Here is an 11,674-nt window from a genome sequence, read left to right as displayed (position 1 = left end):
GCACGACCGCGCCGGGGGCGGGGGCATTCGCGGCAACGGCCGGGGGCGTACGGCGCACGGCGCGCGCCCCCTGGACGACCGCGCCGCCCGAGGACTGTTTGCCCGGAGGCCCGCCCGCCCGCTTCGTCTCCTGCTTGGACGGCTTGGACTGCGACACCGGCTTGGAGTGCGATGCCGGCTTCGCCTGTTTCACGGAGAGCCTGCCCGGCTGCTTCCCGGCCTTGTGCCGGTGCGCCTGACGGCCCTTGCCCCGCTCGGCCTTCTGCTCGGCGAGCCTGCGCAGACACATCCATCTGGCCAGCGCGTACAGCCAGGATTTACGTTCCTCCTCACCTGCCGGGCACCGGCCGTCCTGCCGTTCCGCGATCGCGAGCACACCGCCGAGCGCCTCGGTGGCGGCATCGTGGTCGCACAGCACGGAGAGGCAGTAGGTGAACAGGCCGTCGAGATGCGGCTCGTACCGGGCGGGCGGGCGACACGGCGATGAGTGCGCCGAGAGACGGGGCGCATCGTGCCGCGCCCGGTGTGCGCCGGTGGCTTGCGTGGGTGGCTCCAGACCGCTGCTCGTCACCTTGCGACCGTAGGCAGCGCAGGGCACACCTTTCGCTCCCCTTGAGCACTTTTAATCCTTACGGGTGAACGTATCCCTCAAAAGGGGACAGGAATTAACTATTCCGCCGGAAGCGCCACGCCTCTGGCGCGGGCGCACGCCGGCCTTCCGGCCGGACCCGGCGGCGTTGTCGTACCCCACCTATACGGTTGCGCCATGGCTGCCCGTACGAAATCCGCGAAGGACCGGCCGTCCTACCGCTGCACCGAATGCGGCTGGACGACCGCCAAGTGGCTCGGCCGCTGCCCCGAATGCCAGGCGTGGGGGACGGTCGAGGAGTTCGGCGGCGCCCCCGCCGTGCGGACCACCGCGGCCGGCCGGGTCAGCACCGCCGCGCTCCCCATCGGCCAGGTCGACAGCCGGCAGGCCACCGCCCGGTCCACCGGCGTCGGCGAGCTGGACCGGGTGCTCGGCGGCGGCCTCGTGCCGGGTGCCGTGGTGCTCGTCGCGGGCGAGCCCGGCGTCGGCAAGTCGACGCTGCTGCTGGACGTCGCCGCCAAGGCCGCGAGCGACGAGCACCGCACGCTCTACGTCACCGCCGAGGAGTCCGCGAGCCAGGTGCGGCTGCGCGCCGACCGGATCCGGGCGATCAACGACCATCTGTACCTGGCCGCCGAGACCGACCTGTCCGCGGTCCTCGGTCATCTCGACGCCGTCAAGCCCTCGCTGCTCATCCTCGACTCCGTGCAGACCGTCGCCTCGCCCGAGATCGACGGGGCGCCGGGCGGCATGGCGCAGGTCCGGGAGGTCGCCGGCGCGCTCATCCGGGCCTCCAAGGAGCGTGGCATGTCGACGCTCCTGGTCGGCCATGTCACCAAGGAGGGGGCGATCGCGGGCCCCCGGCTGCTGGAGCACCTGGTCGACGTGGTGCTCTCCTTCGAGGGCGACCGCCACGCCCGCCTGCGGCTCGTACGGGGCGTCAAGAACAGGTACGGCGCGACCGACGAGGTGGGCTGCTTCGAGCTGCACGACGAGGGCATCACCGGCCTCGCCGACCCCTCCGGGCTCTTCCTCACCCGGCGCGACGAGCCCGTGCCCGGCACCTGTCTGACCGTCACCCTGGAGGGCAAGCGGCCGCTCGTCGCCGAGGTGCAGGCGCTAACGGTCGATTCCCAGATCCCTTCGCCCCGGCGCACCACCTCCGGTCTGGAGACGTCCCGGGTCTCGATGATGCTCGCGGTCCTGGAGCAGCGCGGCCGGATCAGCTCGCTGGGCAAGCGGGACATCTACAGCGCGACGGTCGGCGGTGTGAAGCTCTCCGAGCCCGCCGCGGACCTCGCGGTCGCGCTGGCGCTGGCCAGCGCCGCGAGCGACACCCCCCTGCCCAAGAACCTGGTGGCGATCGGTGAGGTGGGCCTCGCGGGCGAGGTCAGAAGGGTCACGGGGGTCCAGCGCAGGCTGGCCGAGGCACACCGTCTGGGCTTCACGCACGCCCTGGTTCCGAGTGATCCGGGCAAGGTCCCGGCCGGTATGAAGGTCACAGAAGTCGCCAACATGGGCGACGCGCTGAGAGTCCTCCCGCGCCGGTCTCGGGCACAGGCCCCCCAGGAGGAGGGCGCACGCCGGTAGACTTTGCCCTGGTCTCGCCCGTCCGTACGAACGGTACGAGGGACGTAAGGGCACCGCAAACCTGTGACCGGAGGAGTGCAGTGGCAGCCAACGACCGGGCAGCATCGCCCGGAAAGTCCGGCCAAGGCACCGGTAACGAGGCGCTCATGCGCGCCTCGCTGAGCGCCGTGGCGCCCGGAATGGCGCTGCGGGACGGCCTGGAGCGCATCCTCCGCGGCAATACCGGCGGGCTGATCGTGCTCGGCATGGACAAGACCGTCGAATCGATGTGCACCGGCGGATTCGTGCTGGACGTGGAGTTCACCGCGACCCGCCTGCGCGAGCTGGCCAAGCTCGACGGCGCGCTGATCCTCGACAAGGACATGACCAAGATCCTGCGCGCCGGCGTGCAGCTGGTGCCGGACGCCTCCATCCCCACCGAGGAGACCGGCACCCGGCACCGCACCGCGGACCGGGTCTCCAAGCAGTGCAATTTCCCGGTCGTCTCGGTCTCCCAGTCGATGCGCCTGATCGCGCTGTACGTGGACGGGGAGCGCCGGGTCCTGGAGGAGTCCGCCGCGATCCTCTCCCGCGCCAACCAGGCCCTCGCCACCCTGGAGCGCTACAAGCTCCGGCTCGACGAGGTCGCGGGCACGCTCTCCGCGCTGGAGATCGAGGACCTGGTGACGGTCCGGGACGTGACGGCCGTCGCGCAGCGGCTGGAGATGGTCCGCCGGATCGCGACCGAGATCGCGGAGTACGTGGTCGAGCTGGGCACCGACGGCCGGCTTCTCTCGCTCCAGCTGGACGAGTTGATCGCGGGTGTCGAGCCGGAGCGCGAGCTGGTGGTGCGCGACTACGTGCCGGAGCCGACCGCCAAGCGGTCCCGCACGGTCGCCGAGGCGCTGACCGAGCTGGACGCGCTCTCCCACACCGAACTGCTCGAACTCGCGGTCGTGGCACGGGCCCTGGGCTACAGCGGCTCGCCCGAGACGCTGGATTCGGCGGTCTCGCCGCGCGGCTTCCGGCTGCTGGCCAAGGTGCCGCGGCTGCCCGGGGCAATCATCGACCGGCTGGTGGAGCACTTCGGCGGTCTGCAGAAGCTGCTCGCCGCCAGCGTGGACGACCTCCAGACGGTGGACGGCGTCGGCGAGGCGCGGGCGCGCAGCGTGCGCGAGGGGCTGTCCCGGCTGGCCGAGTCGTCGATCCTCGAACGCTACGTGTAGCTGTCGTCCGGCAGTCGTCCGGCAGTCGGCGCGGACAGAACGATCGGGGCCCGGGAGACCGGGCCCCACCGCGTTCGCCAGGTCTCGCCCCGCACACCGGACGACCCACCGCGTCTGCCAGGTCCCGCCCCGTGCGCCGCACCCACGCGTCTGCCAGGTCCCGCCCCGCACACCGGACCCACCGCGTCTGCCGGGCCCTGCCGCGTCTGCCGGGCCGGGCCCCTGCGGCGGGGCCGTGTGCGCCGGCGTCCGCGCGCCGCTCAGTCCTTCGCGAGGACGAACGAGGCGCGCTGCACCGGCTCGCCCGGCGCCTTCGCCTCGACCAGATACGTGCCGGGCCCCGCCGTCCCCGCGGGCGGCGTCGCGCACTGCGGGGAGCTCTTCCTGCGGTCCCACTCCACGGTGTGGACGACGGTCGCGCCCGCCGGGACCTTCAGCAGCAGCCCGGCCGCGTTGCGCGGGCAGTCCTTGGAGGACCACACCTGGTCGTCGTCGCCGCCGGCCTCGGTGATGGTGAGCACCGCGCTCTTGGGCCCGAGGTCGGCCTTGCAGGTGGTGGCCGAGGTGTTCTTGACGACCAGTTCGAACTTCGGCTTCTCGCCGGGGGCGTATTCGAGTTCGGTGCTCAGGCTCAACCGGAGTGCCGTGGGGGTGCAGTCGGGGAGCGGGGAGGAGGCCGGGACCTGCTGGCCTGCCGTACCGCCGCCGCCCGGGCCGCCGGAACCGGCACCTTGGCCGCCCGGGCCCGTCCCGCCGTCGCCCGTACCGCCGCCGGAACCCGCGTCCGTACCGCCGTCGCCCGAGCCTCCGCCGGAACCGCCGCCCGAGTCGTCCGACTCGTCGCGTCCGCCGGGCTGTTGGCTGATGGCCGGGCCCGATCCGTCGGGGCCCGGCGTGATCTCCTGCGCGGGGCCCGAACCGGCGGGGCGGGAGTCGTCCTTGGTCTTCTTGTCCCCGCCCGAGGTGACGACCCACACGATCAGCAGCGCGAGCAGCGCAACGAGCGTCGCCGCTACGGCCCTCCGTCGCCAGTAGATGGTGGAGGGAAGCGGACCGATCGGATTACGCAAAGATCCCACGGCTCAAACTGTACGAGAGATCGGCGCCAACTCCCGCCCCACCCGCCGCCCAGAGCCGCAAGTTTTACGGATCATCATCACGGACGGCCCGTTCCGGCCCTGTACAGCCGCCCAGTTCGCCTTCCGGACGGCCTCCTCACCGCCCGCCGGGATGGCCGCCGGGCGACGCCCGGATGAACACCAGGTTTCATTGACTACCCTCTGTCACATGGATAGTTCAGTCACCGCGCCGCTCTACCGGGACATCGCCGACTTCGCACATGACATGCCGTCATGGGTGCAGCATCTGGCCGAGATATGGACGGAGCTCGGACTCCTCCTCTTCGGTGTCCTGTTCGTCACCGGGTGGTGGCGTGCCCGGCGCCTGAGCGACGGCGCCCTGGCACTGGCGGTGCTCGCACCCGTCGCGACGGCCTTCGGCTATGTGGTCAGCGAGGTGCTCAAGTCGGTGGTGGACGAGGAGCGCCCGTGCCGGTCGGTCGCCGGGGCGGCGGCCTCGCTGGTGACCTGCCCGCCGACGGGCGACTGGTCCTTCCCCAGCAACCACTCCGCGATCGCCGGCGCAGCGGCGGTCGCCCTCGCGATCGCCCGCCCCCGGCTGGCCTGGCTCACCGTGCCGATGGCCCTGCTGATGGCCTTCTCCCGGGTCTTCGTCGGCGTGCACTATCCGCATGACGTGGCGGTCGGGCTGCTGCTGGGCGCCACCGTCTCCGCCCTGGCGGTCGCCGTACTGCGCCGCCCGGCGGAGTCGCTCGCCCGGACGGTACGCGGCAGCGGGGCGCCGGTGGCGGCCTGGGCCTCGGGGCCGGGCGCGGCGCCGGCCCGCCGCTCCCGGCGACGGGGGAAGCGGCACTGACGGCCCGGGGGCGCCCGCTTGGGCCGGTTGCCGGACCCCCGGGGCGCGGACGGGTGGCATTATCACCCCAAGGGCCCCCACGAGGGGCGACACCACCGTGCGCTCGTCCGTCGTCCGCGCTTCCGTGCCAGGATCGGCAGTGCGATGACTGCCATGACTGCGACACAGACGCCCCCCGCCTCCCTCCACTCTCCCGTCATCGGGTGGTTCGACCAGCACGCCCGCGATCTGCCCTGGCGCCGCCCCGAAGCGGGCGCCTGGGGTGTGATGGTGAGCGAGTTCATGCTGCAGCAGACCCCCGTGAACCGGGTCCTCCCGGTGTACGAACAGTGGCTGGCCCGCTGGCCCCGCCCCGCCGACCTGGCCGCCGAGCCGCCCGGCGAGGCGGTCCGTGCCTGGGGCCGGCTCGGCTACCCCCGCCGGGCGCTCCGCCTGCACGGGGCCGCGCAGGCCATAACGGAGCGGCACGGCGGCGACGTACCGAGCGAGCACGGTCAGCTGCTCGCACTGCCCGGGATCGGTGAGTACACCGCGGCGGCCGTGGCCTCGTTCGCGTACGGACAGCGGCACGCCGTGCTCGACACCAACGTCCGCCGGGTGTTCGCCCGGGCCGCGTCCGGGATCCAGTACCCGCCGAACGCGACCACCGCCGCCGAGCGCAAGCTCGCCCGCGCGCTCCTGCCCGACGAGGACGAACGGGCGGCCCGCTGGGCCGCCGCGACGATGGAGCTCGGCGCCCTCGTCTGCACCGCGAAGAACGAGGACTGCAACCGGTGCCCGATCTCCGGGCAGTGCGCCTGGCGGCTGGCCGGGAAGCCCGCCCACCAGGGGCCCCCGCGGCGCGGCCAGACCTACGCCGGCACCGACCGGCAGGTGCGCGGGCGGCTGCTCGCCGTGTTGCGCGACGCCATGACACCGGTGCCGCAGTCGGCGCTGGACGCGGTGTGGGACGAGCCGGTGCAACGCGCCCGCGCACTGGACGGCCTGGTCGCCGACGGCCTGGTCGAACCGCTGGCCGACGGGCAGTACCGGCTGCCGCTGAGCTGAGCTCCGTACCCGCCCCGCTCCCCCGCTGTTACACAACCGATGGACAGCCGTGCGTCGGCGTATGGCTGCTCCGCACAGCCTCGTGACAACAGCTCCGTAGCGTCTTCCCCGTCAGCCCGGCAGAACGAGTGCCGGCGGCGGTTCTACGGGGATACACGGGGACGGAGGCGGTTGGAATGGCGCACGGCGAGGTGCTCGAATTCGAGGACTACGTACGCACTCGGCACGACGCGCTGCTGCGCAGCGCGCGACGTCTGGTCCCCGACCCTGTGGACGCGCAGGACCTGCTCCAGACCGCCCTGGTCCGTACGTACGGCCGCTGGGACGGCATCGCCGACAAGTCCCTGGCCGACGCCTATCTGCGCCGCGTCATGATCAACACCCGTACCGAGTGGTGGCGGGCCCGCAAGCTGGACGAGGTTCCCACCGAGCAGCTTCCCGACGCGAGCGTCGAGGACGGCACCGAGCAGCGTGCCGACCGCGCCCTGCTGATGGACGTGCTCGGCGTACTGGCTCCGAAGCAGCGCAGCGTCGTCGTGCTGCGACACTGGGAGCAGATGAGTACGGAGGAGACGGCTGCCGCGCTCGGCATGTCGGCCGGTACGGTGAAGAGCACGCTGCACCGTGCGCTGGCACGGCTGCGCCAGGAGCTGGAGAGCCGTGAGGCGGCGAACCGGGAGACCGTGCTCGCCGAGGAGCGGCGCCCGGCCGCAGGCCGTGCTCCGGCACGTGCGCGGACGCGGGCGGGCAGGCATATGGACGAACGGGGGCGGGAGCGTTGCGCGGCCTGACAGCCAGCGGCGACGGCTGCGGCGGTGACCGTGGCGGTGGAGGTGACGACGGTGGCCGTGCGGCCACCGTCAGACGTGGCCGGATCCTGACCGGCTGGGCGGCGAGCGCCACGACCCTGGTCGGCCTCGCCGCCTTCGGGCTGCTCACCGTCAGCTGCTCGACCGGCGGCACCGGCACCCGGGACGAGGGCCCGGCCGGCACCCAGCCCGTCGCCCAGGTCACACCCAGCGGCGAGCCGTCCTCCTCCGCCCGGCCCTCCTCGCGGATCGACCCGGTGACGCTGCTGAAGCGGGACCCCAAGGTCAGCGAGCGGGTCCGGACGGATCTCAAGCCCTGCACCGGCTCCGAGTATCCGGTGGACACCTCGTACGGCACCGTGACCGGCGGCCCCTCCCCCGATGTCGTGGTGAACGTGATGACCTGCGGCGATTCGGTGGGCGTGGGCACCTATGTGTACCGCCCGCGGAGCAACGGCTCGTACGAGAACGTGTTCGCCATCGAGCAGCCCGCGGTCTACGGCACCATCGACCGCGGTGATCTGGTGGTCACGACCCAGGTGTACGAGAAGAAGGACTCGGTCGCCTACCCCTCCGGCGAGGAAGTGATTACCTACCGCTGGGCGGGCAACCGGTTCAACGAGCACGACCGGGTGCACAACGACTTCAACCGAGCCGTCGGCAGCGGCGGGGCGGCTCTGCCAGGAGACGCCGAGCCGGCGGGGAACTGAGAGCAGTCTGATGGCCGAGACCCACGTCCTGTTCGTCGAGGACGACGATGTCATCCGCGAGGCCACCCAGCTGGCGCTGGAGCGCGACGGCTTCGCGGTCACCGCCATGCCCGACGGCCTTTCGGGGCTGGAGGCGTTCCGGGCCGACCGCCCCGACATCGCCCTGCTCGACGTGATGGTGCCGGGGCTGGACGGGGTGAGCCTCTGCCGGCGGATCCGCGACGAGTCGACCGTGCCCGTGATCATGCTGTCGGCCCGCGCGGACTCGATCGACGTGGTGCTCGGCCTGGAGGCCGGTGCGGACGACTACGTCACCAAGCCCTTCGACGGGGCGGTCCTGGTCGCCCGGATCCGGGCCGTGCTGCGCCGCTTCGGCCATGCCACGGGCGGCCGGCCGGGCATCGGGGAGCCGGAGCCGCAGCCGGTCGGCGGGGTGCTGGTCTTCGGTGATCTGGAGGTCGACACCGAGGGCATGGCGGTCCACCGGGCCGGCGAACAGGTGGCGCTGACCCCGACCGAGATGCGGCTGCTGCTGGAGTTCTCCGCGGCGCCCGGCACGGTGCTCTCCCGCGACAAGCTCCTGGAGCGGGTCTGGGACTACGGATGGGGCGGTGACACCCGGGTCGTGGATGTCCATGTGCAGCGGCTGCGCACCAAGATCGGCCAGGACCGGATCGAGACGGTCCGCGGCTTCGGCTACAAACTCAGGCCATGAAGCGGCCCGCCCTGCGGACCGGAGTCCGCTGGAAGATCAGCATCGCGATCGCGGCGGTCGGCGCGCTGACCGCGGTCGCGCTCAGCTTCGTCGTCCACAACGCGGCCCGGGTCTCGATGCTGGAGAACGCCCGCGAGGTCCAGCTGGAGCGGCTGACGTACGCGCAGTTGCTGTACGAGGCGACGAAGACGAAGAAGACCGACCCCCGGTTCGGCGCGAAGCTCAACGATCCGACGATGCCGCGCAGCCTGCGGACGGAGACCGGCCACAACCGGCGCGCCACCCATGTCGAGGTGACCGCCAAGGGCGTGCCCGACGTGTGGGCGGCCGTGCCGGTCGGCAACGGCGACGTGCTCTCGCTGCACACCCGGTTCGCCGGCCGCAGCTCCACGATCATGCGCGATCTCGACCGGGCGCTGATCATCGGCTCGGTCTCGGTGGTGTTCGGCGGCTGTGCGCTGGGCGTGCTGATCGGCGGCCAGCTGTCGCGCCGGCTGCGCAAGGCGGCGGCAGCGGCGGGCCGGGTCGCGCAGGGCAACACCGAGGTACGGGTCCGGGAGGCCGTCGGCGGTGTCGTCCAGGACGAGACCGACGAGCTGGCCGGTGCGGTGGACGCGCTGACGGACGCGCTGAACGCGCGGATCGAGGCGGAGCGCCGGGTCACCGCGGACATCGCGCACGAGCTGCGTACGCCGGTGACCGGTCTGCTGACGGCGGCCGAGCTGCTGCCGGACGGCCGCCCCACCGAGCTGGTACGGGACCGGGCGCAGGCGATGCGCACGCTCGTCGAGGACGTGCTGGAGGTGGCCCGGCTGGACAGTGCCTCGGAGCGGGCCGAGCTCCAGGAGATCGCGCTGGGCGAGTTCGTCAGCCGGCGGATCGCGCTGCTGGACCCGGATGTGCGGGTGCGGGTCGTCCACGAGTCCTGGGTCAACACCGATCCGCGCCGGCTGGAGCGCATCCTCGGCAATCTGCTGGGCAATGCCGCCAAGCACGGCGCCACCCCGGTGGAGGTCACGGTCGAGGGCCGGGTGGTACGGGTCCGCGACCACGGCTCCGGGTTCCCGGCGGCGCTGCTGCGGGAGGGGCCGAGCCGGTTCCGTACCGGTAGCAGTGACCGGGCCGGGCACGGGCACGGTCTCGGGCTGACCATCGCCGCCGGTCAGGCCCGGGTCCTCGGGGCCCGGCTGACCTTCCGCAACGCGGCGCCGGAAGGGGCGGCGCCGGGGACGAACGGGGCGATCGCGGTGCTGTGGCTGCCCGAGCACGCGCCGACGAACACCGGCAGCTTCCCGATGCTCCAGGTGTCCGAGCAGCGGAGCCCGAGCGACGGCGACGATGACGACGTCGTAAAGGGCGAGAAAGGCGTGAAGGGCGAGAAGGGCGTGAAGTCCGGCCGCGGGCGGGGCGGCGCCTGAGCCGGATACGACGGGAGCCACCCGGGCCCCGCCCCGGGAGCCTCCTTCGTACACCGCCGTGGATCAGACGGACTCGGCCTGCTTGGTGGCCGGGCCCGTGCCGCGCAGCGGCACCTCCTTGACGAAGACCGAGGCGAACAGGGCGATCAGCCCGGCCACGACGCCCACCGTGAACGCGATGTGCGTGCCGGACGACACCGCGAACTGGTACGCCTCACGGGCCGCCTCCGGCAGCTTCGCCAGGCTCGCCGCGTCCAGCTGCGCGGACTTCTCGGTGGCCGCGCCGCCGCCGCGGGCCGCCATCTCGTCCTGCACCCGCCCGGTGAACAGCGCGCCCATGATCGCGACACCGAAGGAGCTGCCGAGCGTACGGAAGAGGGTCGTCGCGGAGGAGGCGACACCCATGTCCTTCATCTCGACGCTGTTCTGCGCGACGAGCATCGTGATCTGCATCAGGAAGCCCATGCCCGCGCCGAGCACCGCCATGTAGACGCCGGAGGTGAACCGCGTGGTGTCGACGTCCATCCGCGAGAGCAGGAACAGCCCGGTCGCCATCAGTACGGAGCCCACCACGGGGAAGATCTTGTACTTGCCGGTGCTGGTGGTGACCCGGCCCGCGACGAGCGAGACGACCATCATCGCCAGCAGCATCGGCAGGAGCAGCAGACCCGAGTTGGTCGCCGAGGCGCCCTGGACGGACTGCTGGTACAGGGGCAGGAAGAGCACCGCGCCGAACATCACGAAGCCGGACATGAAGCCGACCACGGACATCAGGGTGAAGTTGCGGTTCCGGAAGATGTGCAGCGGCATGATCGGTTCTGCCGCCTTCGTCTCGACGAAGACGAAGCCGACGAGCGAGGCGACACCGATCGCGGAGAGCTCCATGATCATGGCGGAGTTCCAGTCGTACTCCGTACCGCCCCAGGTGGTCACCAGGACGATCGCGGTGATGCCGAGGGTCAGCAGCCCGGCGCCGAGGTAGTCGACCTTGGCCTTTGCGGCCCTGCGCTTCGGCAGGTGCAGCACGATGGTGACCATGGCGAGGGCGACCGCGCCCAGCGGCAGGTTTATGTAGAAGCTCCAGCGCCAGCCGAGGTGGTCGGTGATGGTGCCGCCGACCAGCGGTCCGCCGATCATGGCGATGGCCATGACGCCGGCCATCATGCCCTGGTACTTGCCGCGCTCGCGGGGCGGTACGAGGTCGCCGATGATCGCCATGACGCCGACCATGAGGCCGCCCGCGCCGAGTCCCTGGACCGCCCGGAAGCCGATCAGCTGGCCCATGTCCTGGGCCATTCCGCTCAGCACCGAGCCGATCAGGAAGATCACGATGGACGTGAGGAAGATGCCCTTGCGCCCGTACATGTCGCCGAGCTTGCCCCAGATGGGGGTGGAGGCCGCGGTGGCCAGGGTGTACGCGGTGACGACCCAGGACAGGTGCTCCAGGCCGCCGAGGTCGCCGACGATGGTCGGCATGGCCGTGCCGACGATCAGGTTGTCCAGCATGGCCAGCAGCATCGTGATCATCAGCGCGAGCATCACCACCCGGACACTGCGCTGCGGCGTCTCGGGTTTCTCCGCCGGACGGTCGGCGACGGCCGCCTTCCCGCCGGCCGTGTTCTTCAGATCGGACATTGGTCCCCACTCCCCTGATCC

Annotated in this window: 10 protein-coding genes and 1 pseudogene; 8 read left to right on the top strand and 3 right to left on the bottom strand. The window is 72.0% G+C overall.

The window, feature by feature from the left end:
• Positions 1–571: pseudogene (locus AADR41_RS30470) on the bottom strand (hypothetical protein); the annotation flags it as partial.
• A 195-nt stretch (positions 572–766) separates the two neighbouring features.
• On the opposite strand from AADR41_RS30470, the gene radA reads away from it, so the two are divergent.
• Together radA and disA are read left to right on the top strand one after the other, a co-directional pair.
• On the top strand, positions 767–2,179 hold the full coding sequence (radA, locus tag AADR41_RS30465) for a DNA repair protein RadA (protein WP_342284716.1): 1,413 nt from the start codon (positions 767–769) through the stop codon (positions 2,177–2,179).
• 80 nt (positions 2,180–2,259) lie between these two features.
• Positions 2,260–3,384, top strand: a complete 1,125-nt coding sequence (gene disA / locus AADR41_RS30460) for a DNA integrity scanning diadenylate cyclase DisA (protein ID WP_266731937.1) — start codon at positions 2,260–2,262, stop codon at positions 3,382–3,384.
• 260 nt (positions 3,385–3,644) lie between these two features.
• Here disA and AADR41_RS30455 read toward each other — a convergent pair whose 3' ends face one another.
• Positions 3,645–4,463, bottom strand: a complete 819-nt coding sequence (locus AADR41_RS30455; protein ID WP_342284714.1) for a hypothetical protein — start codon at positions 4,461–4,463, stop codon at positions 3,645–3,647.
• Positions 4,464–4,671: 208 nt separating this feature from the next.
• On the opposite strand from AADR41_RS30455, the gene AADR41_RS30450 reads away from it, so the two are divergent.
• The 6 genes from AADR41_RS30450 (at position 4,672) to cseC (ending at position 10,018) form a co-directional block, all read left to right on the top strand.
• Positions 4,672–5,319: a phosphatase PAP2 family protein gene (locus tag AADR41_RS30450; protein ID WP_342284713.1), complete on the top strand. Its 648-nt coding sequence runs from the start codon at positions 4,672–4,674 to the stop codon at positions 5,317–5,319.
• A 144-nt stretch (positions 5,320–5,463) separates the two neighbouring features.
• Positions 5,464–6,366 carry an A/G-specific adenine glycosylase gene (locus AADR41_RS30445; RefSeq protein WP_342284712.1) on the top strand — a complete coding sequence of 301 codons (903 nt, stop codon included), beginning with the start codon at positions 5,464–5,466 and terminating at the stop codon, positions 6,364–6,366.
• A 176-nt stretch (positions 6,367–6,542) separates the two neighbouring features.
• On the top strand, positions 6,543–7,157 hold the full coding sequence (locus AADR41_RS30440) for a SigE family RNA polymerase sigma factor (RefSeq protein WP_342284711.1): 615 nt from the start codon (positions 6,543–6,545) through the stop codon (positions 7,155–7,157).
• A complete protein-coding gene (locus tag AADR41_RS30435) occupies positions 7,145–7,885 on the top strand; it encodes a hypothetical protein (RefSeq protein ID WP_446751128.1) in 741 nt (246 codons plus the stop codon). Before AADR41_RS30440 ends, AADR41_RS30435 begins: the two co-directional genes overlap by 13 nt.
• A 10-nt stretch (positions 7,886–7,895) precedes the next feature.
• Positions 7,896–8,600 carry a two-component system response regulator CseB gene (gene cseB / locus AADR41_RS30430; protein WP_124719464.1) on the top strand — a complete coding sequence of 235 codons (705 nt, stop codon included), beginning with the start codon at positions 7,896–7,898 and terminating at the stop codon, positions 8,598–8,600.
• On the top strand, positions 8,597–10,018 hold the full coding sequence (gene cseC / locus AADR41_RS30425) for a two-component system sensor histidine kinase CseC (RefSeq protein WP_342284708.1): 1,422 nt from the start codon (positions 8,597–8,599) through the stop codon (positions 10,016–10,018). Before cseB ends, cseC begins: the two co-directional genes overlap by 4 nt.
• A 63-nt stretch (positions 10,019–10,081) precedes the next feature.
• Here the strand turns inward: cseC and AADR41_RS30420 are convergent, their stop codons facing one another.
• The gene (locus AADR41_RS30420; protein ID WP_342284707.1) at positions 10,082–11,653 is read right to left on the bottom strand and encodes an MDR family MFS transporter; all 1,572 of its coding nucleotides are present in this window, start codon (positions 11,651–11,653) and stop codon (positions 10,082–10,084) included.
• Positions 11,654–11,674 lie beyond the last annotated feature (21 nt).

Source organism: Streptomyces sp. CLV115 (assembly GCF_038448545.1).
Taxonomy (GTDB): Bacteria; Actinomycetota; Actinomycetes; order Streptomycetales; family Streptomycetaceae; genus Streptomyces; species Streptomyces sanglieri.
This window is presented reverse-complemented; position numbering and strand designations above follow the sequence as displayed.